General features: G+C 58.9%; 16 protein-coding genes. 10 read left to right on the plus strand and 6 right to left on the minus strand.

Features of this window, described 5'->3' with window-relative positions:
- Positions 1–126: 126 nt before the first annotated feature.
- Positions 127–1,143 carry a transporter gene (locus AAGQ88_RS18000; protein ID WP_342653146.1) on the plus strand — a complete coding sequence of 339 codons (1,017 nt, stop codon included), beginning with the start codon at positions 127–129 and terminating at the stop codon, positions 1,141–1,143.
- Between the two features lie 162 nt (positions 1,144–1,305).
- Here the strand turns inward: AAGQ88_RS18000 and AAGQ88_RS18005 are convergent, their stop codons facing one another.
- Complete coding sequence (locus AAGQ88_RS18005) at positions 1,306–1,749, minus strand: hypothetical protein (RefSeq protein WP_342653147.1); 444 nt, start codon at positions 1,747–1,749, stop codon at positions 1,306–1,308.
- A gap of 1,209 nt (positions 1,750–2,958) precedes the next feature.
- Here AAGQ88_RS18005 and AAGQ88_RS18010 point away from each other — a divergent pair.
- The 3 genes from AAGQ88_RS18010 (at position 2,959) to AAGQ88_RS18020 (ending at position 7,389) form a co-directional block, all read left to right on the plus strand.
- Positions 2,959–4,575: an inorganic phosphate transporter gene (locus AAGQ88_RS18010; RefSeq protein WP_093459401.1), complete on the plus strand. Its 1,617-nt coding sequence runs from the start codon at positions 2,959–2,961 to the stop codon at positions 4,573–4,575.
- Positions 4,576–4,929: 354 nt separating this feature from the next.
- Positions 4,930–6,066, plus strand: a complete 1,137-nt coding sequence (gene ssuD / locus AAGQ88_RS18015) for an FMNH2-dependent alkanesulfonate monooxygenase (RefSeq protein WP_093459402.1) — start codon at positions 4,930–4,932, stop codon at positions 6,064–6,066.
- Between the two features lie 219 nt (positions 6,067–6,285).
- A complete protein-coding gene (locus tag AAGQ88_RS18020) occupies positions 6,286–7,389 on the plus strand; it encodes a sigma-54 dependent transcriptional regulator (protein WP_342655837.1) in 1,104 nt (367 codons plus the stop codon).
- Positions 7,390–7,462: 73 nt separating this feature from the next.
- Here the strand turns inward: AAGQ88_RS18020 and AAGQ88_RS18025 are convergent, their stop codons facing one another.
- The 4 genes from AAGQ88_RS18025 to rlmM all read right to left on the minus strand — a co-directional run bounded on the left by AAGQ88_RS18025 (position 7,463) and on the right by rlmM (position 11,582).
- Positions 7,463–7,951 carry a hypothetical protein gene (locus tag AAGQ88_RS18025; protein ID WP_342653148.1) on the minus strand — a complete coding sequence of 163 codons (489 nt, stop codon included), beginning with the start codon at positions 7,949–7,951 and terminating at the stop codon, positions 7,463–7,465.
- A gap of 225 nt (positions 7,952–8,176) precedes the next feature.
- Positions 8,177–9,595, minus strand: a complete 1,419-nt coding sequence (locus AAGQ88_RS18030; protein ID WP_342653149.1) for an FAD/NAD(P)-binding protein — start codon at positions 9,593–9,595, stop codon at positions 8,177–8,179.
- Between the two features lie 233 nt (positions 9,596–9,828).
- Positions 9,829–10,392 carry an XRE family transcriptional regulator gene (locus AAGQ88_RS18035; protein ID WP_342653150.1) on the minus strand — a complete coding sequence of 188 codons (564 nt, stop codon included), beginning with the start codon at positions 10,390–10,392 and terminating at the stop codon, positions 9,829–9,831.
- Positions 10,393–10,514: 122 nt separating this feature from the next.
- Positions 10,515–11,582: a 23S rRNA (cytidine(2498)-2'-O)-methyltransferase RlmM gene (gene rlmM / locus AAGQ88_RS18040; protein WP_342653151.1), complete on the minus strand. Its 1,068-nt coding sequence runs from the start codon at positions 11,580–11,582 to the stop codon at positions 10,515–10,517.
- A 278-nt stretch (positions 11,583–11,860) separates the two neighbouring features.
- Between rlmM and acnA the strand changes: the two genes are divergently transcribed.
- The 5 genes from acnA (at position 11,861) to AAGQ88_RS18065 (ending at position 20,107) form a co-directional block, all read left to right on the plus strand.
- A complete protein-coding gene (acnA, locus tag AAGQ88_RS18045; RefSeq protein ID WP_285425941.1) occupies positions 11,861–14,602 on the plus strand; it encodes an aconitate hydratase AcnA in 2,742 nt (913 codons plus the stop codon).
- A 1,000-nt stretch (positions 14,603–15,602) separates the two neighbouring features.
- Complete coding sequence (locus AAGQ88_RS18050; protein ID WP_342653152.1) at positions 15,603–16,394, plus strand: CPBP family intramembrane glutamic endopeptidase; 792 nt, start codon at positions 15,603–15,605, stop codon at positions 16,392–16,394.
- Between the two features lie 104 nt (positions 16,395–16,498).
- Positions 16,499–18,064 (plus strand): PAS domain-containing methyl-accepting chemotaxis protein, encoded by a 1,566-nt coding sequence (locus AAGQ88_RS18055; RefSeq protein ID WP_342653153.1) that lies wholly within the window; start codon positions 16,499–16,501, stop codon positions 18,062–18,064.
- A 292-nt stretch (positions 18,065–18,356) separates the two neighbouring features.
- Positions 18,357–19,028, plus strand: coding sequence for a hypothetical protein (locus AAGQ88_RS18060; RefSeq protein ID WP_342653154.1), 672 nt, complete (start codon positions 18,357–18,359; stop codon positions 19,026–19,028).
- 422 nt (positions 19,029–19,450) lie between these two features.
- Positions 19,451–20,107 (plus strand): hypothetical protein, encoded by a 657-nt coding sequence (locus tag AAGQ88_RS18065; RefSeq protein WP_093459409.1) that lies wholly within the window; start codon positions 19,451–19,453, stop codon positions 20,105–20,107.
- 100 nt (positions 20,108–20,207) lie between these two features.
- On the opposite strand, the gene AAGQ88_RS18070 is transcribed toward AAGQ88_RS18065, so the two are convergent.
- Positions 20,208–22,511 carry an autotransporter outer membrane beta-barrel domain-containing protein gene (locus AAGQ88_RS18070; RefSeq protein ID WP_342653155.1) on the minus strand — a complete coding sequence of 768 codons (2,304 nt, stop codon included), beginning with the start codon at positions 22,509–22,511 and terminating at the stop codon, positions 20,208–20,210.
- A 343-nt stretch (positions 22,512–22,854) separates the two neighbouring features.
- Between AAGQ88_RS18070 and AAGQ88_RS18075 the strand changes: the two genes are divergently transcribed.
- Entirely contained in the window at positions 22,855–24,717 is a 1,863-nt protein-coding gene (locus tag AAGQ88_RS18075) for a hypothetical protein (RefSeq protein ID WP_342653156.1), read from the plus strand.
- Positions 24,718–25,037: the final 320 nt, after the last annotated feature.

Raw genomic sequence — 25,037 nt, forward strand, 5'->3', positions numbered from 1 at the left:
GCACAAGCCACGCTCCCACGAACAGCCACAACCCCTTACAAACTGTCACAAACCTGTCAAAACCCCTTGCGATGATGCAGCTTTCGACCCTGCTGCCCGTTGGGCACTACTCGTCTGCGAGCCCGCATGAATCCAAGCATTGCCCGTCATCAGGACTCTGACATTTTCGGTCTGCTGTATGGTTTTCGTTTCAGACCGGACGAGCCCGGCCGTGAGGTCGACTCAGCTACGGCGCTTGAGTTTCTGCACAATCCCAGCGAGCCGGGCGAGTTCGTCTGGCTGCACTTGAACCTCGCCCACGCCAGCTGTGAACGCTGGTTGAAGACCCATCTGGAGTTGCCGGACGAATTCCTCGAGGCGCTGCATGAGGGTTCGAGGTCGACCCGTATCGAACACGTCGACTCCGCCCTTCTGGCCGTGGTCAACGACGTGGTCTTCGATTTCAATCGCGTCTCCACCGACATCGCCACGTTGTGGGTGTGCGTGCGCAGCAACCTGATGATCTCCGCGCGGCACCACCCGTTGCGTTCGGTGGACAGACTGCGATCGTCGGTCAAACAGGGGGAAACCTTTCGCTCGCCCCTCGAACTGCTGGCGCATCTGCTGCGCGATCAAAGCGAAGTGCTGGCGCAGTTCATGCGCAAGACCAGCATCAGCGTCGACAAGATCGAAGACCAACTGCTCTCCCAGCGCTTGAGTAACAATCGCACCGAGCTGGGTGCCATGCGCCGCGTACTGGTGCGCTTGCAGCGCCTGCTGGCCCTGGAGCCGGGCTCGCTGATGCGCCTGTTGCACCGTCCGCCACAGTGGCTGATGGAAGAAGATTTGCAGGAGTTGCGGCAATCCACCGAGGAATCGGCCCTGGTGATCAGCGACCTCACCGCCCTTGGCGAACGGATCAAATTGCTGCAAGAAGAAATCGCCGCCAACCTCAACGAACAAAGCAGCCGCACGCTGTTCACACTGACGGTCGTCACGGTGCTGGCGTTGCCCATCAACATCGTGGCTGGTTTCTTCGGGATGAATGTCGGGGGGATTCCACTGGCCAGTGATCCCCATGGGTTCTGGGTGCTGGTGGCCCTGGTAGCGACCTTTACGTTTATCGCCGGGCGCTGGGCATTTCGTAAAAGCCGTGATTATTGAAAGGATATCGTTGAAGAACCCTGATCACCCGGCTTGAAGAGAGGTGTCTACCAAGCCGGGCGATTATCAGGCCAGAGTCAACTTAGCGGCGCATACCCGATACAGAGCAGTGATGAGCATGACGCCTCAATCAGTATGAACCTTGGCCTGAGCTGAGGATAATCATGACCCTACGCGATATTTATCCCCCTCAAATTTGTTCCCCTTTGCAAAGTCCTTCACGCTCTTACCCTCTTGGACATGCTTCTTGAATGCATCCTTAAGCGCTTTAACCTCTGAGTCATCCATATGCTCTTTGCCATTCAAAATATAATTAAAAAAAGCGGTGACTTCTTCGCCAGACGTGAGACCCGCTTCCAAACGGAGTTCCTGGGACAGTAGCGGTTCCTCCGGATCGGGCGAGGCCGGTCCCACAAGGAGTTCCGGATTGGTTGTGGCAGGGCGACCATCCGCTCGAATCAGACAAACCAGATACAGGTGTATCTGAGTCTCTTCAGAGAATGCCTGGACAACAAATTTATCCGTCGTTTTAATAGTTGCCCCCGGGGCTTTATCTTTCACGGAGGGATGATCATAAATGATTTTAGCTTTACCAGTATCGGCCATGATTGCATTCCTTAGCGAGTGACATCATTGATTGTTAAGTGAGGACGGTGCCTCAATGACACGTTAGCCTGTTCAGCTAAACCACAGTTGCGATTCTCCCTCATGATGGACGAATGGTTATAACGATTCGCGATGATTTCAATAGCCAATTAGAAAAAGCCAATCCCCCGTTGATACAACTCAATTGCCGGTGCTGGCCGTTTCCAGGAGCTGGAACAAATGAGTGGCGCGAGGCGAGATCGCACTAACGACCCGGCTCAGTTCTGCAAGAGCCGGGAAGCCAGGTGGTTTTTGAGCACTACATGAGGCCGAATAGCCACATGGGCGCGTGGTTGAGCTACTCGATTACGTACGTCTCACCCGTATGAGGGTATTGAGCCCCTGAGGCCGACCCGTGAAACATTACGGTTACCGTGTCACCTGACGAAACGTTGCCTTTAAATCTTTGCTTATTAGAGAGGAAGGTTTGCCAAAGTTTATCCTCGACCTCAAAGGTTATATTATTCACGGGGGTTGAACAGGTCTCGCCAGCTTTACTGACAAGCCAAAAAAAAATAGTGGTGAACATCGTGATGGTACCCGTACATAATCATCTGGATCGGCTGCTTCAGCGAAATCTTCCCCTTCGCTGCGGTACGGGTTAAGTGAGGATGATTCATACGCGGCCGTTATCATCTGCGCTCATTATCGTATTCCTTGATATAAACTTATATATAAGAGATTAGAACCGAGCCTTTAATTTATCCAGACGTATCAATTATCATATGCACCTCCTGTGTCTTCCATGGACGAGTGGCAACGTATTGACCGTCACTTACCGGCGACGCCCTAGGCAACACAGCATCCGGATCGAATGCAGCCAGTAAGGAGATCAGAAGCCTCCAGCCTTGTAGCGTTTATAACGTCCATGTCATCAGTCCATTGCCGATAAACATCAGATAACCCCATAGTTTCTACAGTAGTGGCAACGTTAATTAACCGCCTCCGATAACGGGACAGGGTCGACAAACGATTATATTCTTTCGCGATAGATGCAATAGCGATTAATTAACATTGATCTCCCAACTTGCATCACGCGCCCAGACCAATACGTCCAACAAAAATCGGACAGACCGCTGCCGTCGCCGGGCATTTCGTGATCCACGTCGCATCTTTGTCACATTGTGAAATGATCATGGATGCCATCCCATCTCGACAGGATCGCAAATCATGGCAACCCCGACACTGGCTCAAGGCTCTCTGCAACAGGGCGCCGGGCTGAGTTCTACCTTCGGGCGCAAGCCCGGCGTTCTGACAGTGGTGATTTTCTTCGCCATACTCGGCCTGGGATTGCTTTACACCGGCTTCAGTCTCAAGCAGGACATGGACGAGCTGGGCACTGTGGTGCTGACCTGGACACCGTTCATTCTACTCGGCGTGGCGTTGGTCATCGCGCTGGGCTTCGAGTTCGTCAACGGCTTCCATGACACCGCCAACGCGGTCGCGACGGTGATTTACACCCATTCGCTGCCGCCGAACTTCGCGGTGCTCTGGTCCGGGACCTTCAACTTTCTCGGGGTGCTGTTCTCAAGCGGCGCGGTGGCGTTCGGCATCATCGCCCTGCTGCCGGTGGAGCTGATCCTGCAGGTCGGCTCGTCAGCGGGCTACGCGATGATCTTCGCCCTGCTGATCGCGGCGATCCTGTGGAACCTCGGCACCTGGTGGCTGGGCCTGCCGGCGTCCTCATCGCACACACTGATCGGCTCGATCATTGGCGTGGGCGTTGCCAACGCGCTGATGCACGGCCGTGACGGGACCAGCGGCGTGGACTGGAGCCAGGCCACCAAGATCGGCTATTCGCTGCTGCTGTCGCCGCTGGTTGGCTTCACCTGCGCCGCGTTGCTGCTGCTGGCCTTGCGCGCGTTCGTGAAGAACCGGGCGCTGTATAAAGCACCGGAAGGCGCCACGCCGCCACCGCTGTGGATCCGCGGACTGCTGATTCTCACCTGCACCGGCGTGTCTTTCGCCCACGGCTCCAACGACGGCCAGAAAGGCATGGGCCTGATCATGCTGATTCTCGTCGGCACGCTGCCGATGGCTTACGCCCTGAACCGCGCGATGCCGGCCGATGAGTCCGTGCAGTTTGCGGCGGTGGCGCAGGTGACTCAGCAGGCGCTGATCAAAACCGCGCCGCTGCCCGCTCCGGCCGACTCACGCCAGACGTTGTCCACCTACATCCGCGACAAGCAGGCGACGCCCGAGCTGATTCCGGCGCTGGCGGTCATGGCGGGCAAGATCGGCGATCAGGTCGCGAGCTACGGCTCGCTGTCCAAGGTCCCGGCGGAAGCGACTGCCAACGTGCGCAACGACATGTACCTGACCTCCGAGGCCATCCGCGTGATGGACAAGAACAAGGTGGGCAACTTCGACGCCGATACTCAAGGGAAGGTGCAGCTGTTCAAGCAGCAGATCGACAACGCCACCCGCTTCATTCCGCTGTGGGTGAAAATTTCGGTCGCCATCGCGCTGGGTCTGGGCACCATGGTCGGCTGGAAACGCATCGTCGTCACCGTCGGCGAGAAGATCGGCAAGACCCACATGACCTACGCCCAAGGCGCATCGGCAGAGGTCGTGGCGATGCTAACGATCGGCGCGGCGGATATGTACGGGCTGCCAGTATCGACGACTCACGTGCTGTCCTCCGGCGTGGCGGGCAGCATGACCGCCAACGGCTCCGGGCTGCAGATGCGCACGCTGCGCAACCTGGCGATGGCCTGGGTGCTGACGCTGCCGGCGGCGATCCTGCTCTCGGGCGGTCTGTATTGGTTTTTCACGCAGATTTTCTGACGATCAGCGTGTCGGTACTCTCCTTCACAGGCGCTGCGGCGCCTGTTTTTTTGCGCGTAAGTTATGGGTGTCCAGACCGCTCATGTGGCGCGGAACCTTGCAGGAGCGCGCTTGCCCGCGAAGAGGTGGGTCAGACGACGCAGCGGTCCGGGTAAATCGCATGCGCGGGCAAACGCGCTTCCAGAGAATTCTTCGCCGCTCACGCGCGCGCGTCTGCCCTCTCAGATCCAAACAAACAGGGCATATCTCTATCGGTTATAAAAATATGGAATTCAGTTCTTTTACGGAATAAATCGAAGCCTTTATAACGGGTGCACTCGTCACAAGCCACCGATTCTGCTCGAAGGATTTCTCATGGATGTTTTCTGGTTTCTACCGACACACGGCGACGGCCATTTTCTGGGCACCACCAAAGGTGCGCGCCCTGTCACGCTCAACTACCTGAAACAGGTCGCCCAAGCGGCCGACGATCTGGGTTACCACGGCGTGCTGATCCCGACCGGTCGCTCCTGCGAAGACTCCTGGGTGATCGCCTCGGCGCTGGTGCCGCTGACTGAACGCCTGCGTTACCTGGTGGCGATTCGCCCGGGGATCATTTCCCCGACCGTCTCGGCGCGCATGGCGGCGACACTGGATCGCCTGTCGGGCGGCCGCCTTCTGATCAACGTGGTGACCGGCGGCGACCCTGACGAAAATCGCGGCGACGGCAGCTTCCTCGACCACAGCGAACGCTACGAGGTGACCGACGAATTCCTCAAGATCTGGCGCCGCGTCCTGCAAGGCGAAGCGGTGGACTTCGAGGGCAAGCACCTGAAAGTGCAGAACGCCAAGGCGCTGTACCCGCCAATCCAGAAACCCTATCCGCCGCTGTATTTCGGGGGCTCGTCGCAAGCCGCCCATGAGCTCGCCGCCGAACAGGTCGACGTGTACCTGACTTGGGGCGAGCCGCCTGCGGCCGTTGCCGAAAAACTGGCTGACATCCGCGAGCGCGCGGCGCGAAACGGACGCACCGTCAAATTCGGCATCCGTCTGCACGTGATCGTGCGCGAAACCAGCGAAGAGGCGTGGAAAGCCGCCGACACGCTGATCGAACACATCAGCGACGAAACCATCGCGGCGGCGCAGAAATCCTTCGCCCGCTTCGACTCTGAAGGCCAGCGCCGCATGGCCGCGCTGCATGACGGTCGGCGCGACAACCTGGAGATTGCCCCGAACCTGTGGGCCGGTGTCGGCCTGGTGCGCGGCGGTGCGGGCACGGCGCTGGTGGGTAATCCGCAGGAAGTGGCCGAACGGATCAAGGAATACGCCGATCTGGGCATCGAAAGCTTCATTTTCTCGGGCTACCCGCACCTGGAGGAGGCCTACCGCTTTGCCGAGCTGGTCTTCCCGTTGCTGCCCGAGCCGTATCGCAGCCTCGCCGGTCGCGGCATTACCAATCTGACCGGCCCGTTCGGCGAGATGATCGCCAACGATCTGCCGCCGCAGAAGTAAGTGACATCGCCGCCCCGTTGCAGGGGTGAGCGTGCTCGCCCCAGCGATCTGAATGCACCCGTGCACCCAGTGACCCTCGCTGACGCGAGCAGGCTCACCCCTGCAGGACAGACCCGTTAGCCGGGCGCAAGCATGACGCTCAGGCCATGGGCTTGCCCCTCGGCGACAAGGAGTTCCCGGATGACCGCCAGCGTACCGTTTCAACCACAAGTGATCCCCATGCAGCTACTGACCTTACCGCCCTCGCCCGCCCTGGCTACGTCGATCCGCGCCACCGCGCAGGTGTTCGAAGACCCCAGATCCCAGGCGCTGCTGGCGCACATTCAGCAAGTGGCGCCCAGCGACGCGAGCGTGCTGATCATTGGCGAAACCGGCACGGGCAAGGAGTTGGTCGCGCGCCACATCCACAACCTCAGCAGCCGCAAGCATCAACCTTTCGTGGCCGTGAACTGCGGTGCGTTTTCCGAATCGCTGGTAGAGGCCGAACTGTTCGGGCACGAGAAAGGCGCCTTCACCGGCGCCCTGACCGCCAAAGCCGGCTGGTTCGAGGAAGCCAACGGCGGCACGCTGTTTCTCGATGAAATCGGCGATCTGCCGCTGGCCATTCAGGTCAAGCTGCTGCGCGTCCTGCAAGAGCGTGAAGTGGTTCGCCTGGGTTCGCGCAAAAGCACGCCGATCAACGTCCGCGTTCTGGCAGCGACCAACGTGCAGCTGGAACGTGCGATCAACGCCGGACACTTTAGAGAGGACCTGTTCTACCGCCTGAACGTGGTGAACCTGCAGCTGAGCACCTTGCGTGAACGGCCTGGCGACATCATGCCGCTGAGTCGGCATTTCATCGAGGTCTACAGCCAGCGTCTGGGCTGCGGGCCGATTCAGATCAGCCCGAATGCCGAGCAGAAGCTGCGCAGCTACGGTTGGCCGGGGAACATTCGCGAGCTGGAAAACGTCATTCATCACACGCTGCTGATCTGCCGCAACGGCGTGATTCAGGCCGATGATCTGCGTCTGTCCAACCTGCGTCTGGAGCGTCAGGAAGAATCGTCTCCAGCAGTCGACGATTCAACCGAAGCACTCCTCGCCCGCGCGTTTCAGAAGCTGTTCGAGGAGCAGGCCGGCGCCCTGCACGAGAAGGTCGAAGACGCGCTGCTGCGTGCGGCCTATCGTTTCAGCCATTACAACCAGGTTCATACGGCACAGTTGCTGGGCCTGAGCCGCAACGTCATCCGCGCGCGGCTGATCAAGATCGGTGAGCTGGCGGTGAACAAACGCCGGCCCGGCGAACAGTTGCAGGGCGACCGGATGATGCAACTGTCGGTCTGATGCCACCTGCGCGACACAGCGCGCCTGCGCCCTCGACGACGGCCAGCTTTCGGCACATAGCGCGTCTGCCGGATCAGGATTGAAGGTTTTGCGGGCTTACCAGCGTGCCTGCCAGTGTGCGATCGGCCAAGGACAGTTTCATCTGCTGCATGGCCTGATTGAGTTCGTTGGTGGCCTGGATGAGCGAGTTGGTCATGGCCATGATTTCCATCTGCAATTGACGGATCTTGCCTTCCCGCGCGCGGGGCGAAAGCGAGCGGTCGTTCATGAAGGCCTGCATGTCCTGCATGCGCTTGGCGATACGCTCCTGGATCGAGCGAATCAGCTTGAGCTGCTCCTTGATCCGGTCAGGCAGATGGCTGGCATCGATGTCGGCGTTTTTGTCACCTGATTTCGCCGCCTTTTGCGCCTCGGGCGACAACAGGACTTCAATGCCCCGACGCACCTGCTCGGCGGCGCTGTTGCTGTCCGGAACGTCTTCGAGGCTTTGCGGGGTCTGGGCGACAGTCTGCTGCACCAACGCCGCACCTTCGGCGGGATTTCTGAAACTCAAGCTCAACATGAATGCATGCCTCCATAGCCCTGATGTAATCGCTTCGGTCCCTGCCGCAGTCACACGGTTTTACCGGTTCGATCACGGGCTGTCGGCTCGTTCGGACAGCGCTTTAGAGCAAACACTGCGATTTGTGTCGGAGTCGACACAAATCGCGAAGCGGCTCGAGGTCGTCGCCTGAAGCAATGCGCAACCCGCTCATCGCCAGCGGGTTGCGCATCCTGGTCGCCAGCTTCAGGCCCGGAGCGCCACCAGACGCGCAGCCAGGGCCTTGGCTTGCAACGCGACGTCGGTGACAGCAGTGCTTTCCCACCACATGCCACGTAACGGCGGGCCCATGGCGAACAGCCGCGCAGAGACCTGGCCCTGGGCGTCCAGTACGGCGCCGCCCGCATCGGCGGCGATGCCCAATGCCAGCGGCCCCGGCTGGATCAGTCCGCGCTCAAGCAACCGTCGCGGCAAGGCGCGATCCACCCGGCGCCAGTCATACTGGATGCCCGTTGAGTTGATCAGGGCCGCGCCGCTTTCGATACGCGACGCTGGCTCGCCGCGATAACGCACGCGAATCTGCACCTGCCCCGGCGGGGCCTCCTCGACCCCCTGCAGCGTGGCGGCATGCACGCGCAGACGCCCCGTTTGCAGCAGCCGCTCGATCAGCTTTGCACTGGGCGGCGGAGAACGGTGGTGATGACTTTCCCACCAAGGCCGGACATGGCGTACGAACTGACGCCGCTGAACGTCAGTCGCCTGACTCCAGAGCCGGGGAATATGCACCCGCACCGTGTCGAGCGGTGCTTGCCAGTCAATGCCTTGTTCGATCGCCAGTCGACACTGCTCGCGCAGCGCCCGAACCAGCTGCCGAGTGCTGCGAATACTGTGATCGGCCGCCAGAAAGTCCGGCCACGCCGGAGGCTGGCGGCGCACGTGAGGCAGCAGGCCATGGCGGGAGAACACGTCGATCGGGCCTCGATGCCCGGCTTGCTCCAGGGAAACCACGGCATCGACCATCGTCAGTCCGGAACCGATGATCAGCACTCGCCCCTGCCGGTCAAGTTGCGTCATGGCGGCAACGTCCCAGGGATCGACCGCGGCCGCGTTCAACGCGTTGGAGTCGCGCTGTGGCGTGCGTGCGGCGGCGAACATGCCGGTTGCCAGCACCCCGAAGCGAGCGGTCACGGTGCGGCCGTCCGCAAGGGTTGCACGCACGCCGGCTTCATCGGTCTGCAGGTCCGTCACCTCGCCACGCACATGCGCGACGGACGAGCCAGCCGCAGCACCGATCGCCTGCGCCTCGGCCAGACGCTGCTGCACGTAAAGGCCAAAGGTTCCGCGCGGCGGGAACAGCTCCGCGATGGGCACATGCTGCTCGTCGGACTCGGGCCAACCGCCCGCCGCGATGTACTCACTCAGCCATTGCGTCAGGTCTTCGGCGTTATCGGGGTCGACGCTCATGCGCGCCGCATTGCCGTTGAGGGTGTGTCCCAGTTCCGTGGCACTGTAGGCCTCGCCACGCCCCAGCTCGCTGCGCGATTCGATGATCACGATTCGGCGCTGCCCCGGCAAACGCAGCAGTTGCACGGCCAGCAGGGTGCCGCTCAGGCCGCCGCCGACGATGAGCACATCCGCGTGGGGTCGACTGTTATCAGAGGTCATTGCTTCTCGCCTTGTTTTCGCCACGGTGGCGCGCACGCCTGATTATGGCCAGCGTGCGGATGGATTCAAACAGGACCGCTCGGGTCCGTTGCGGTATGAAGGATGCAGAGCACGACCCATGCCGGGATCGAGGCAGGGTTGGCTGTACGAAACACGCGCAATCTGTTGAAGGGCTGTTGCTGGAGCAGCAGTGCAGAGCCGGTCGGAGCGATAGCGGCGCGGCGCATGGCGGTCTACAGCACCACGTTCCGGACAAAACGCAGCTTGGCGTCGCCGTCGTTGCGATAGGCGTGGGGCTGGTTGCTGGCAAACATGAAGAATTCCCCTGCCGACACGAGGCGTGACGTGCCGGGCAAAACGACGGTCAGGCAGCCCTCGATCACATAGACCTGTTCACTCCAGCCCTCAGGGTCGGCTTCGGAGCGATAAGTTTCGCCCGGCATCAGGCTGAACTCCCACAGCTCGACCTCCCGGCGCGCGACGGCTTTGGCCAGCAACACAGCGGTGCTCTCGGGATGCGCACCCGCCCAGGCAACTTCGTTGATCCGGCTGGGATCGCGGTCGTCCGGCGCCTGAATCAGATCGCTGAACGCCACATCCAGCGCTTCGGCGACACGGTCAAGCGTCGCCAGACTGACATTCTTCTCGCCCGCCTCGATCGCGACAAGCATGCGCCGGCTGACACCGGAGCGCTCGGCGAGCGCGGTCTGGCTGAGGTCCGCTGCGTGCCGCAAGCGACGCACATTGAGGCTGACATGCTGCAGCACCGACGCTCGTTGCGATTGTTCCTTCTGCACTTTGATGTCCACTCCCGGCTTTGCACTGCCGCCTGATTGATCGTGGAAAAAACCTCTGCCTGGACAACGCGCCCGGCGGGCTTGCTGCCAGCGACACACGCTGGCGGCGCTCATAGCCTCGCTCAGCTGGCGCGCTTGATGTCCAGCCGACGCAGGTGACACGTCACCTCTTCGCGGTCGTGATACAGCTGTTTGCAGCCGATCGACACCCTGACACCGCGCGCTTTGAAGCCTTCTTCGATACGCTCGAGCAGGCGCCGAACCTCGGCATAGCGCTGCTTCATCGGCAGCTTCAGGTTGACCACCGCCTCGCGGCAGAGGCCTTCGCCCAGCCAGGTTTCCAGCAAGGCGGCATTGCGCGCGGGCTTTTCGACGATGTCGCAGACCATCCAGTCCACCGACTGGCGTGGTTTGTAGGTGAAGCCGTCAGCCATCAGGTGCTGGACCAGGCCGGTGTCCATCAGGCTCTCGGCCATCGGGCCGTTGTCGATCGCCGTCACCAGCATGCCGCGCCGGACCAGTTGATACGTCCAGCCGCCTGGCGCTGCACCCAGATCCACGCCGGTCATGTCACCCGACAGACGCTCGTCCCACTGATCGCGCGGGATGAAATGGTGCCAGGCTTCCTCAAGCTTCAGGGTCGACCGGCTGGGCGCCTCGCGGGGAAATTTCAGCCGCGGAATGCCCATTGGCCACATGGCGGAATTATCGGCATCGGCCAGCCCCAGAAACACTTCCCGGCCGCTTTTGAAGGTCAGCAACAGACGCGGCAGGCTGGCGTTATCCACCAGCTTGCCGGCCTTTTCCAGGGCTTTGCGCAGCGGGCCTTCGAATTTTCGGCAAAAGGTCGACAGTTCCTTGCCGTCGTTGGTGTCGACCACTTCCAGCCAGAGGCTGCCGCAGGTCGCGAATTCAGACATATGCTCGAGGATGACACTGATACGGTCGCTCTCCGGCAGGTCGAGGAACACGCCCCTGGCCCACTGCCGTGGAAAAATCAGGTCGGTGAAGCGCACACCGTTCATCAAGCGCTCGGCACCGTCGGGCACGGTGCAGACGAACTCGGCGCAGGCCGCGTTGGGCTTGGCCTTGGCATAGCCGGATACTGCCAGACGCGCGGCATGCTCGCTGATCTCCGAGCAGACTTCGCCTTCGAAACCGGGGCGGCAATGCATAAACAGGGTATTCACCGAATCTTCTCCACAGGACGCTCATCGACACCTCGACGCAAGGCATCGGCACGGCGCACCGGCCAGACGGCCAACGCACCCTATACTCGAGGATTAATCTCAATGACTCGAAAGCGGCGCATGATAGCCGAATCAGGAACCACTGGCTCAGCCAGAGGGTCCAGTACTACTCAACGAGCATTCAAGCCGCCGCAGAGCGTGCAGATTTCGGTCTTACCGTTCGCTGGTCAGTTGGGTTCACCGGTCCGTGCCGTGCGGACACGTCAAGGAGTTAGTTCATGCCCTCCCTCGATAGCCTGAAAAGCCTCAAGACACTCGTCGTCAACGACAAGACATACCACTATTTCAGCCTGCCGGACGCTGCCAGATCGCTGGGCGATCTGGACAAGTTGCCGATGTCGCTCAAAGTGCTGCTGGAAAACCTGCTGCGCTGGGAAGACAACAAGACCGTCACGGGCGAGGACCTCAAGTCCCTCGCCGCCTGGCTCGGCGAGCGCAAGTCCGACCGGGAAATCCAGTACCGGCCTGCTCGCGTACTGATGCAAGACTTCACCGGCGTGCCCGCCGTGGTCGATCTGGCCGCCATGCGTGCGGCAGTGGCCAAGGCCGGCGGCGATCCGCAGCGCATCAATCCCCTGTCGCCTGTCGATCTGGTCATCGACCACTCGGTCATGGTCGACAAGTTCGGCGACGACAAGGCATTCGGCGAGAACGTCGACATCGAAATGCAGCGCAACGGCGAGCGTTACGCGTTCCTGCGCTGGGGCCAGAGCGCCTTCGACAATTTCAGCGTGGTGCCGCCAGGCACCGGCATCTGCCACCAGGTCAACCTCGAATACCTGGGCCGCACCGTGTGGACCAAGGAAGAAGATGGCCGCACTTACGCCTTCCCTGACACGCTGGTGGGTACCGATTCCCACACCACCATGATCAACGGCCTCGGCGTGCTTGGCTGGGGCGTCGGCGGTATCGAAGCGGAAGCGGCCATGCTCGGTCAACCGGTGTCGATGCTGATTCCGGAAGTGATCGGCTTCAAGCTGACCGGCAAGCTCAAGGAAGGCATCACGGCCACCGATCTGGTGCTCACCGTCACGCAGATGCTGCGCAAGAAAGGCGTGGTCGGAAAATTCGTCGAATTCTACGGTGATGGCCTGGCCGATCTGCCGCTGGCCGACCGCGCGACCATCGCCAACATGGCCCCGGAATACGGCGCCACGTGCGGCTTCTTCCCGGTGGATGAGGTGACACTGGAATACCTGCGCCTGTCGGGCCGTCCGGACGACACCGTGCAGTTGGTCGAAGCCTATTGCAAGGCGCAAGGCCTGTGGCGTCTGCCCGGCCAGGAGCCGGTGTTCACTGATGCGCTTGAGCTGGACATGGGCTCGGTGGTGGCAAGCCTCGCCGGCCCGAAACGTCCGCAGGATCGCGTGGCCCTGCCGGATGTTTCGCAGGCGTTCAGCGATTTTCTGGGGCTGGCGCTCAAGCCGAGCAAACACGAAGAAGGCCGTCTGGAAAGCGAGGGCGGCGGTGGCGTTGCGGTCGGCAATGCCGAACAGGTCGGCGAAGCGGAATATGAATACGAAGGCAATCGCTACCGCCTGAAAAACGGCGCCGTGGTGATTGCTGCCATTACCTCGTGCACCAATACCTCGAACCCGAGCGTGATGATGGCGGCGGGCCTGCTGGCGAAAAAAGCCGTTGAAAAAGGCCTGCAACGCAAGCCTTGGGTCAAGAGTTCGCTGGCGCCGGGCTCAAAGGTTGTCACTGACTACTACAAAGCCGCGGGCCTCACCGAGTACCTCGACGCACTGGGCTTCGACCTGGTGGGTTACGGCTGCACCACGTGCATCGGTAACTCCGGGCCGCTGCGCGATCCCATCGAAAAAGCCATCCAGCAATCGGACCTGACCGTGGCTTCGGTGCTGTCCGGCAACCGCAACTTCGAAGGCCGCGTCCACCCGCTGGTGAAAACCAACTGGCTGGCGTCGCCGCCACTGGTGGTCGCCTATGCCCTGGCGGGCACAGTGCGCATCGACTTGAGCAGCGAGCCGTTGGGCGAAGGGTCCGATGGTCAGCCGGTCTACCTGCGTGACATCTGGCCGAGCCAGAAGGAAATCGCCGACGCGGTCATGAATGTCAGTACCGGCATGTTCCACAAGGAATACGCCGAAGTGTTCGCTGGCGACGCGCAATGGCAGGCCATCGAGGTGCCGCAAGCGGCCACTTACGTCTGGCAGGACGACTCCACCTACATTCAGCATCCGCCGTTTTTCGACGACATCGCCGGGCCTTTACCGGTGGTTGCCGACGTGCACAATGCGCGAGTGCTGGCGATCCTCGGCGATTCGGTGACCACCGACCACATTTCTCCCGCCGGCAACATCAAGGCCGACAGCCCCGCAGGCCGCTACCTGCGCAGCAAGGGCGTGGAACCCAAGGACTTCAACTCCTACGGTTCGCGACGCGGCAACCACGAGGTGATGATGCGCGGCACCTTCGCCAACATCCGCATCCGCAACGAAATGCTCGGCAATGAAGAAGGCGGCTACACCCTGCACGTGCCGACCGACGAGAAGCTGCCGATCTATGATGCGGCCATGCGCTACCAGCAGGCAGGCACGCCGCTGGTGGTGGTTGCCGGTCAGGAGTACGGCACAGGCTCCAGCCGTGACTGGGCAGCCAAAGGCACCAATCTGCTGGGGGTGAAAGCGGTCATCGCGGAGAGTTTCGAGCGTATCCACCGCTCGAATCTGGTCGGCATGGGCGTGCTGCCCCTGCAGTTCAAGAACGGCCAGAGCCGTAAAACGCTGGAACTGACTGGCAAGGAAGTCATCACCATCACCGGCCTCACCGGTGCCACGCTGCAGCCGGGTATGAGCCTGACACTGCAGATCGCCCGGGAGAATGGCAAGCAGGAAAATGTCGACGTGCTTTGTCGGATCGACACGCTGAACGAGGTGGAATACTTCAAATCCGGCGGCATCCTGCATTACGTCCTGCGACAGCTGATCGCGTCGTAAACACGGCAACTCGGGCGTTGAGCCCGATGCCGGACCTGACAAGGACGCTCGCTCGCGACGGCTGGGTTTCGGCCGGTACATCTTTAGTGGATGGACCGGCCTCTTCGCGAGCAAGCTCGCTCCTCCAAGGATTTGCGGCGATCCGGCCCAATCCTACAAAAATCTTCGGGCAATGCCGAATTCCTCGGTCGGACGCCAGACCTGTGGGAGTGAGCCAACTGTCTTTAACGCCCCTTCTATCAACGGCGTAATACTCGACGCCTTCCCGGCTGAAGCCGGTCCTACGAAAAACTTGCAACGTCTGCAGGACCGGCTTCAGCCTCTAAAAACCGGTGTATGCCGTGCAGATGCAGCGTCTGGGATTCAGTCTTCGCGGGCAAGCGTGCCCCTACAGAATTCGTGTCTGGGAGGCGAGTCGGGAATGCCCGGAGATCCCTGTGGGAGTGAGCTTGCTCGCGATGAGGCCGATATGTTCGCCGGAGAGATATCGCGTGACAGTTAGCCGTCGAGTTTTGTGCTCGACACGAACCTGGCAACCCCACAAATCCCTTGTAGGAGCGCGCTTGCCCGCGATCTGGCGCGCAGCGGCAGCAGAATAGGATGACGGGGTATGTCAGGCAGACTGCATGGCCGGGCTCTACGACGACTTCGTCGCCGATCGCGGGACAAGCCACGCTCCTACGGGCAGTGCATCAAGCCTTCGCGAGCAAGCTCGCACACAGGTTTTGTGCTTGACCCAAAACCAGGCGACGCCGCAGAAATGGTGTAGGAGTGAGCTTGCTCGCGAGAGGTCTTGGCAGTCGATGATGCAGCAGCCGAGTCAGCGCAGTAGCCAGCAAACCCCATCTTCCCACTGCCATCTCTAACGCCCCCTTGCGGCAGTCTGCGCCCTACCGGACTTCACCCGCCGTCATCCAGAACTTTCAGCCCATTCCCACAAGCGCGCCTGTTTAATCAACGTTAATATCGCCGCCTTCATTAAACGCTCAAGGACGGCACCATGCCGGCGCAACGCTGGATCTCCCTGACCCTGCTGGCACTCGGCTATTGCATTGCACTGGTCTACGGGCAACTGAGCCTGCCGGTCGTCGTCACCCTCGGCCTGCTGGTGATGGCCGGGCTGTGCGTTACCCGCTTCAATCACCGGGCCGTGCATGCTGCGGGCCACGGGCTTTTCATCGCCTTGGCCCTCGGCCTCGCCATTCACTGGTTGCCAGGGTTCTTCAGCGCCCGGGTGATTGCTGGCGTGCGTTTCAGCCCTGAAGCGGCGCCCTTTTCGATGTACCTGAACCTCGACAAACCCTTGATCGGTTTCTGGATAGCGATTGCCTGCCCGTGGGTGTTTGCCGGCGTCCTCTGGCGACGGTCTCTGAAAACATCGGCGCTCGTGCTGCCGATCACGACGACAGCGTGTCTGGCAACGGCCACCGCCCTTGGGGTCACCGGCTGGTCGCCCAAATGGCCAGAGCAGACCGGACTCTGGGCACTGAATAACCTGCTGCTGGTTTCACTCACCGAGGAACTGCTGTTTCGTGGCTACGTTCAGGGCGGGCTGACGCGTCTGCTGCGCAGATTCCCGTGCCACGAGGCACTGGCGATCGTGCTGGCGGCTTCGCTGTTTGGCGCGGCTCACCTCGGCGCGGGCTGGCAGTGGATGCTTCTGGCGGGGATGGCGGGCATTGGCTACGGTATTGCTTACCGTATCGGCGGATTGCCTGCGGCAGTGCTCACCCATTTCGGGCTGAACCTGGCGCATTTCGGGCTGTTCACCTACCCGATGTTCGACCGCTGAACGTTGACCTGCGGCAAACGGACCCATGACGCAGTTCACAAAACGCTTAATTTCCTGACCCATTGGCCGATAACTCGTCAAAGCCTTCCTGGATTGAACAGCTCATGCGAAATAACCAGCCCATCACTCAACGCGAACGGACATTTCCGGCGCAGCAACGGTTGATCTCGACCACTGATGCCCGTGGCGTGATCACCTACTGCAACGACGCGTTCGTTGAAATCAGCGGTTTTTCGCGGGATGAGCTGATCAGAGCTCCACACAACACCGTCCGCCATCCGGACGTGCCGTCTGCCGTTTTCGAGCACATGTGGGGCACCCTCAAACAGGGCCTGCCGTGGATGGGCATCGTCAAGAATCGCTGCAAGAACGGCGACCATTACTGGGTGAACGCGTACGTCACGCCGATCTTCGACCAGAAACAAGTCATCGGCTTCGAATCCGTGCGGATCAAGCCAACCGCCGAGCAGATCCGTCGTGCAGAAGCCCTGTATTCGCGCCTGAACAACGGCAAGCCCGCCGTGCCGACCCGGGACAAATGGCTGCCGGTGCTTCAGGACTGGCTGCCCTTCATTCTGGTCAGCCAGCTGAGCTTCCTGATCGGCGTCTGGCTGAATTCACATTGGGGTTTTGCTTTGGCAGCGGCGCTGTCCGTACCGCTGGGCCTGATGGGCCTCAGCTGGCAGCAGCGCGGAATCAAACGCCTGCTGCGTCTGGCGGAGCAGACCACATCCGACCCGCTGATCGCGCAGATGTACACCGACAGTCGCGGCCCGCAAGCCCGCCTCGAGATGTCTATTCTGAGCCAGGAAGCGCGCCTGAAAACCTGCCTGACGCGTCTGCAGGACACTGCCGAACACCTCAATTCCCAGGCGCGGCAGTCCGACAGCCTGGCCCAGTCCAGCTCCAGCGGCCTAGAGCGTCAGCGCGTAGAAACCGAACAGGTCGCCACGGCGGTCAATCAGATGGCCGCCACGACCCAGGAAGTCGCCAGCCACGTACAGCGCACTGCCGACGCCACGCAGCAGGCCAACGAACTGACCCGCCGCGGCCGTGACATCGCCAGCGAAACCCGTGAAGCGATCCAGCGTCTGTCGACATCGGTAGGCGAAACCGGCCTGACCGTCACACAACTGGCCAAGGACAGCGACGAAATCGGCGGCGTGGTGGATGTGATCAAGGGCATTGCCGATCAGACCAACCTGCTCGCGCTGAACGCCGCCATCGAAGCGGCTCGCGCCGGGGAAATGGGCCGAGGATTCGCGGTAGTCGCCGACGAGGTGCGTCAGCTGGCGCAGCGCACGACGGAGTCCACGGGGCAGATTCACGCGCTCATTGCCAAGTTGCAACAGACCGCCAACAACGCCGTGCAGACCATGAACACTGGCCGTCGTCAGGCGGAAGAAGGCGTTGAACAAGTCATGGAGGCTGACAAGGCGCTGGTCGGCATCAGCGACGCCGTGGCCAACATCACCGACATGACCACGCAAATCGCTGCCGCAACCGAGGAGCAAAGCTCGGTTGCCGAGGAAGTCAGCCGCAACATCAGCACCATCGCCCAGCTCGCCGACCAGACCTCCGACGAAGCGCGCCGGTCGGCCACCCTGAGCGCCGAACTGACCAACACCGCGCACACCCAATACTCGCTGGTGGAGCGCTTCAACCGCTGACCTGGACGCGTCCCACCTTGAGCCCCGACAGCCTTGCTGCCGGGGCTTTCTGTTTTTCGGGGCTCAAAAAGTAGGACGTTTCTGAAATTCCACGAATACCCCACCTCACCCGTCGAAATGCCAACCGAAGGCCAATATCGGCATTGACAGCGATCCCACTCTCCTATTAGTTGAATTTTGTTAGCGATAAATAATTAATACCACAACGGTGTTATTCGCTGATCTGACTATTAATTAACGAGCACTCTTTCGCGCTACGAAAGCGCGTGACTGTGCTTAATGGAGAAGTTTAATGAGTGAAGTGATTGCTAGAACCCCTATCCCCTTGGAGCCTCCTATTGTGGAGATCGCAGACCCTGTGGATGGTCTGCTGCAAATCAGTGATTTGAACAACCCCATTGCCGTGGGCGTTAAGGTGTGGGAAGCAGCAGAGCCAGGGTATTATTTTCAGTTACTTTTGGATGATATGCCCACTGGAGAAATTCGGATCATTACCGAGGCCGACACTGTTGGAGAATTGATCAGTGTAAGGCTGAGCAGTGACCTCCTCCAGAATGAAGGCACTTATCAACTGAGTTATAGGACAACGAGTCCAAATACGGAGGTTTCCGATCTCTCTCCTGCGATCAATTTGAAAGTCGATCGCAGTCCCCCAGGCGCAGCCCTGCTCGCCCCACTCATCTTTCCTACCGCCAGTTTCGGCGATCGCCTCATCGGCCTGCTCCCCGGCTACGCCGGCATGGCCCGGGGCGACGTCATTCAGACGCTCTGCAATGACATCCCCGGCCCGGCACACACCGTGGCCGCCGATGAGCTGACCCTGCGCCCGATCGAAATCGGTTTTGACCGCGAACTCCTGCACAGTCTTGCGACCGATACAGTGCTGATCGAGTACATCGTGACCGACCGGGCGGGCAACGGGTCGACCACGTCACTGCCAACGCTGGTTTCCCTGCAAGTGTAACCAATCATTTTTGCCATTCGTCTGGATATTTCAGGCAGCAAACCCCACGTTTTTGAGTGGGGTTTCTGTCAACAAAATCACAGGAGCAAATTATTTTAATTTATTTTGTGCACACTCTTTCCTCAAAACCTACAGCTCCATCAGACATATCCGAAGAGCTAGCAAATTTGAGTTCTCTGCAACATATAAATATATATTGATTTCCCAGTAAAAACGCGGAAAAACCCCGACCTACACAAAGACAAAATACATTCAAGAGGCAGTTTCTGAGCCGCGATGCTATGTAATCCCTTGCAGGGCTGTAATTTGACAGTCTTCTGCTGCGAACACACCATAGACACCTGTAGCGCAGAGTCCTACATAGACATTCATCGATCCAAATCTTTTAATCCTCGCAACCGCGATATGATCAAGGAGTTCCAATGGAAGACGAGAAGGATATCCAGTCACCAGGCGATCCGGATGGAACGCCATCCGGCATCAATAAGGAACCAGAACAACCGGCGATGAATGCCGATGCACCGAGCAGCGAACCGCCCGCGGACGCCTCAGTGCCGCTGTACGAAGAGTTTCACGCCGTGCCCGCGCCTAAAAAGACTGCGTCGGAAACCGCGCTTTGCTACGCGGAATACCTGCACAACGCGCCGGGCTTTCCCTGGAAGCAGGAGCAGGCGTTGCTTGATCCGACACCCAGCTTCGAAGCTCCGTACATCACAGGTGCCAGCGCCGACCGTCTAACGGACAGCGAGTTGATTTCGGGGATTTTTCTCAATATTCCCAGGTCGCCAAGGCTCTGGGTCGGGGATCAGCTGAAACTGCGGTGGGGGCACAACACGTTCTATACCACCATCGGAGAATCCAAAGGCCGTAACGGCCCCCGGTTGATTCAGTACCTGAACAACGAATCCCTGGCCGATTACGACAACGGGCTCGTCGAGGTGCGGTATGAAGTGGTGCGACGTTCCCGGCTTGTCGGCATTTCTGAAACCCTGACCATCAATCTGCACCGGGAGGGCGCGCGACGTCGCCGATCCGCAAACCGTACCCGGGCCATACGCCGCCGCAGGGCGCCCCGATAACTCAACCACAGCGAGCACCACCGCAAGCTCGCATGAAAAAAGCCCCGGCTGCATGTCTGCAGCCGGGGCCATTACCGCCAGAGATCAATCGATGCTGCGATCAGAATGCCAGACGCAGGCCCACATTCGCGCCCCACGGCTGCTCGACGTGCTCACCCTTCATGTAGTCGAAGTCGGCATGGACTTGCAGCCGCTCCGACAACGATACCGACACCCCCGCGCCCAGTTCTGCCCGCGAGCCGAACAGGCCGTTATCGAAACGCTGACCGTTGACCTTCACCTCGTTGTTGCGAGAGAACTCATGAGCCAGCGCAGCGCGCACATAGGGCTGCACCACCCCGCCGTCCTCAAGCACAAAGCTGCGGCCGACCGTACTGCCGATCTTGCCAAGCACCGACTGCGTACGACCGGTGTCGGCCTGCAATCCGTTGTCGAGCGTGTAGCTGTCGCCGTCGATCCAGACGCTGGACATCTGCACGAAAGGCTCGACAAAGTATCCGTCGGCAAGCTTGACGTGCTTGCCCACTTCAATCGAGCCACCCAAGGCCGTGTTGCTGTAATCGCCTTTGGCCTTGGTGCCATCGCTCATCGCAACGTTCGATTCGTTGTGGAACTGGTTGAGCTTCAGCACGCCGTCAACGTAATAGCCGTTGTCCGACAGCCAGGTGCCGTAAGCACCGACGTAATAGCTGTCGACCTGACCGGACGTCCCTCTGCCGATGTCCAGATCGGACTTGCTGTAACCGCCCATCACACCGACCATCAAATGCCCGTCGCTGACCGGCACAGGCGCGTCGGCACCGAACGACAAGCCCTGCTGCTTCTGTTCATAGCTGACGCCGGAGTCGAGCGATGCGTTGAACCGGTTGCCGTAGCTGCGCATCCAGCCGCCGCCCTCCTCACTGCCCCGCACCTCGCCGAGGCGACTGCGCAACGTCGTCAACTCACTGTTCCAGACCGTCGGCGCGGCATTGAACAAAGCCAACGCACTCTGCGTGGAAGGACTGATCACCTTGCCGGAACCGACAATGAACCAGTCAGTACCTTGGCGCTGGAGCTCGTAGGAATACACCCCAAGGTCCGCGCGGCCACCCAGCAGGCCAAACTCGGCATTGCCACCTTCGGTATGAACCACCCGCAACGCCTCGAAACTCTCCGGCACCGCTTCGACACCGGTGTTTTGCACGCGCAACCGGTAACGACCCTCCGCTTTCCCGGCAACATCGAGCAGATCGCCTTCGCCGCTGTCCAGGTTGATGCGCATGTCGAACAACCCACGCCCCGACAACGACCCAAGCTTCAGAGAATGGAAACCTTCTCCGGAAAAACCAATGCTTCCGCCGTCCATTGCCAGCGTTTTCACGCTGTTATCCGCGCCCATTTGCCAGTGACCGCTGGAGTCGATGATCAATGAGTTTGCGTTGATAATGTTGCCGTCGAGGCGGCCATGATTACGCAGGATGACATTCAATGTACTGGTGTCATCGGCAACGAAATCGCCGGTGAGGCTGCTGTTGTTGACTTCTACTTCTACATCACTGTCGTTAAAGATATCGAGCAGTCGACCATTACCAGCGTGCATATCAGAGTGATTTGCTACCCGTATTTTTGCCGTTGTATTCCATGGTTTTCCGGAAATACGATCAATTTTGATAGCTGAGCCGGTAAGAGCCGAGACTGTCGAACCATCGATTTCCAGACGGTTGATTACTGTTTCGTCTCCATGTTGACCTGTAATTATATATATGCCGTTTTCGCTGCCTGACACGTAACTCCCATCGAGAACGTGCGCTTCCCCGCCAGTCATTCTCAAACCACCATTCCCAGGTACTGAAGATAGATATCCATTACCTGAGACCGTCGAATTCGAAAATGTCAGAACACCTGATGGGCCAACCGATGCACCGTAGGCCGCTCCAGACACGCTACTGTTGATGACTGTCACTTGATTCAGTTTATCCAGGTCGGTCATTCGGGTCAGAAGTTGAATACCCAACCAGTTCTGGTTCTGAATGGTCGAATTTGTCACCCTCACCGAACTGGTATTTAGGGCCATGCCCCCCGTCACAGTGCTGGAGTCAATATTGACCGAAGAGTCAATCGACGAGATTCTTTCCAGAATAGATCCACCACCTACAACAAGATGGCCGCTATTTGACACCTGATAGCTGTTTGATGCGGTGTCACCATCGATTATCAGCGTCTTACCATCCACAACGATTGCTGCATTTGGCATGCCGACGCTCGCGTCACCGTCGGCTTCTGCACTTTTTCCGCAAACAACACCGGTCGTGTCCAGCGATATACATTCGTCCGCAAACGCAGCTGACGCGAATACCCCTACTGCCAATCCCAACGCGCTTCGCCCGAGCCCCTTGAGCGAAATACCCCTATCAACCGACATGTCGCCTCCATCTGCAGATTCGAAAGATACACATTGCCAAAACCGCATACCGATTGAAAAAAAAATGAAAAAAATAAAAGTAGGAAACTTCCGCAGATGGTGAACGCTACAGCCTACATAATTTTTGCTCAGAATGAGCGGGCACGGGACTTATCCTGAAAAACGATGCATGACTTTCTTCCATCACATTCATCATTTTTCCTACAGCGCGTCGATCGGGACTACATTCCGGAGCATGCCGGCGTTTGACAACGTAAAGAAAATTCTATTAGTTAATTTACGTGCTGGTGAAAAGCTCTTCCCCTAATGCCAGCGCCTGGAAACGTAAAACAAAGGACCTTTTATGAACATTAATATTCAAGCACCTATCGTTATCCGCTCACGCACTATCAGAGAACCACTTCCACTCGAGGCGCCAGACATCGCCATTGCGTTCCACGACGAAGACAGCCTTGGGCTAATACCCGTCAACGAAACCTATGCGCCATTGACGGTCGACCTGAAAGTGTGGGAGGCCGCCGAGGAGGACTATACATATCAGTTGTACTGGAATGGGGAACGCCATGGGCCAGAGAAACTTATCGCGGCAACGGATCAACCCGGCGATCCACTGACTCTGGAAGTTCCAGTAGAGTTGCTTCTCGAGGGCCGACACTCGCTAAAATACCGCACATATAGTCCGGATGCGGATTCTGAGAATTTTTCTGATGAGTTCCCCGTTATTATCGACCGGACAGCACCCGGTAAACCACTCTTGGCCGCGTTGCAGTTTCCCGTCGAGGTCCAGAATGGACTGACCGCTGCTGAGCTCGAACGGTTGGGAGGTAAGCTCGAGGTGCAAGTGGCTGGCTACACCGGTATGGCAAAGCACGATGTGATTCATACTTTCTGGGGAGACGTCGCAGGTCCTACCGCCGTCGTCGATGAAGACGACATGGGGCTTAACAAAGTTGTCTTCGATTTTAGCAAGGAATTCCTCGAATCCATCGATACCGGTTCGCATGTCGTTAAATATAGGGTGATCGACAGAGCAGGAAACACCTCTGATGACTCGGTAGAAACCACAATAACTTTGCTACTTGAGGAAGTTCCTGACAACTACCCGGCACCCATTGTCGATGTCTCCGTTGGAGGCCTCATTGACTACGCGGAAGCCAAACTCGGTGTAATGATCGATATCCCTCAGTATCCAGGCGCTTCCGCGTTCGACGAGATTGTGCTTTATTGGGGTGACGATTCGCCAATGCTTCCTGTACAACTTCCTCCTGGCAACGAGGGCGAAGATGTAGTCCTGTCGCTACGTGTACCCTTTGAAACCATTGCTACCAAGCCGGTAGGCGAGGTCTCGATTACCTACACCGTTACTCGCAACAATCAATTAAGCGGCACGTCACTTCCAGCAGTTGTAGATATTTTCCTCACCCTGCCTGTTCCAGTTCCCACGACAGCGCCGATTGTGCAAGGTACCAGCTTGCAGAATCCGAACAAAGATGACAACTTCATCGATGAAGACGACTACGAATTCAACAGCAGGGCCATTGTAGCGTGGACATCAGAATTCAAGATTAACGATGATATTCATCTTTCTTGGGGCGACCAGCAACGCTTGCAGTGGTATCAAATTAAAGAGGAGGACGTTGCCGCGTCCAAAGATCTTATTATCCCAATCGCCAACAGCATTATGAAGGCCCAAGGAACAGGAAGTGAAATCCCTGTCCGCTATACGGTCACCAGAGAAGGCAATCCTAACCCCACGCTGTCGCCGATTCAAAAAGTGACGGTGCGATCCACAGAGGATCTACCAGGCGGTCCTGGAGGTGTCGACGGACCAGTCTTTAAACTGAACCCTTCCGGCTTCATTTCGCAGAGCGTTGCGCCCAATGGCACCGACGGCTTGATTCTGCCCTATACCAACATCGCTCAGAACCAGAGACTGTCCTTTACATTCAAAGGCTTTGACGATGATGGCAACCCTATTGATGCTGCCACGGTAACGGCGAGTCGCGAGCTTGACGATCAAGACGTAATTAACGGGTACGCATTTCATGTCCCCTATATCAAGCTGCGAACCATTTGCCGAGGATACTGCGAGGCTTATGTCCGAATTGATCCTGCGCCTGGCAGCAATCAAAGTTCCGTAACTTCTAAAGTCACTCGCGTGCCCGTTGAAATGCGCGAGTCTAGTGAGCCTTACTGCACAATTTAATCCCTAAACTGGCAGGGCGCTCGCCCTGCCTTCTTTGACAACGAGAGAAATCATGACAACTGTTGAAAGACCATCAGCCACCGCGCCACTTCCACTGGAACTGCCGACGATTCCCGCCGCATTGATGAGTGGCTTGATTCCTATTGATGAGTTAACGGCACCGATTACCGTAAACTTTCCTGTATGGCTTGCGGCGGAACCGAAGTATACCTACCAGCTAGTTTTCGACGGCGTCCGCGTTGGCCCTGAGAAAGAGATTCTGCCCGAGAACAAACCAGGTGACTTGTTAACTGTTGAGATTCCTGTAGATCTTCTGGTTG

The organism is Pseudomonas sp. F3-2 (assembly GCF_038804275.1).
Classification (GTDB): Bacteria; Pseudomonadota; Gammaproteobacteria; order Pseudomonadales; family Pseudomonadaceae; genus Aquipseudomonas.

Coding starts and splice junctions, on each gene's coding strand:
- AAGQ88_RS18000 (WP_342653146.1), top strand. CDS start 127: ATGAATCCAAGCATTGCCCGTCATCAGGACTCTGACATTTTCGGTCTG.
- AAGQ88_RS18005 (WP_342653147.1), bottom strand. CDS start 1,749: ATGGCCGATACTGGTAAAGCTAAAATCATTTATGATCATCCCTCCGTG.
- AAGQ88_RS18010 (WP_093459401.1), top strand. CDS start 2,959: ATGGCAACCCCGACACTGGCTCAAGGCTCTCTGCAACAGGGCGCCGGG.
- ssuD (WP_093459402.1), top strand. CDS start 4,930: ATGGATGTTTTCTGGTTTCTACCGACACACGGCGACGGCCATTTTCTG.
- AAGQ88_RS18020 (WP_342655837.1), top strand. CDS start 6,286: ATGCAGCTACTGACCTTACCGCCCTCGCCCGCCCTGGCTACGTCGATC.
- AAGQ88_RS18025 (WP_342653148.1), bottom strand. CDS start 7,951: ATGTTGAGCTTGAGTTTCAGAAATCCCGCCGAAGGTGCGGCGTTGGTG.
- AAGQ88_RS18030 (WP_342653149.1), bottom strand. CDS start 9,595: ATGACCTCTGATAACAGTCGACCCCACGCGGATGTGCTCATCGTCGGC.
- acnA (WP_285425941.1), top strand. CDS start 11,861: ATGCCCTCCCTCGATAGCCTGAAAAGCCTCAAGACACTCGTCGTCAAC.
- AAGQ88_RS18050 (WP_342653152.1), top strand. CDS start 15,603: ATGCCGGCGCAACGCTGGATCTCCCTGACCCTGCTGGCACTCGGCTAT.
- AAGQ88_RS18055 (WP_342653153.1), top strand. CDS start 16,499: ATGCGAAATAACCAGCCCATCACTCAACGCGAACGGACATTTCCGGCG.
- AAGQ88_RS18060 (WP_342653154.1), top strand. CDS start 18,357: ATGAGTGAAGTGATTGCTAGAACCCCTATCCCCTTGGAGCCTCCTATT.
- AAGQ88_RS18065 (WP_093459409.1), top strand. CDS start 19,451: ATGGAAGACGAGAAGGATATCCAGTCACCAGGCGATCCGGATGGAACG.
- AAGQ88_RS18070 (WP_342653155.1), bottom strand. CDS start 22,511: ATGTCGGTTGATAGGGGTATTTCGCTCAAGGGGCTCGGGCGAAGCGCG.
- AAGQ88_RS18075 (WP_342653156.1), top strand. CDS start 22,855: ATGAACATTAATATTCAAGCACCTATCGTTATCCGCTCACGCACTATC.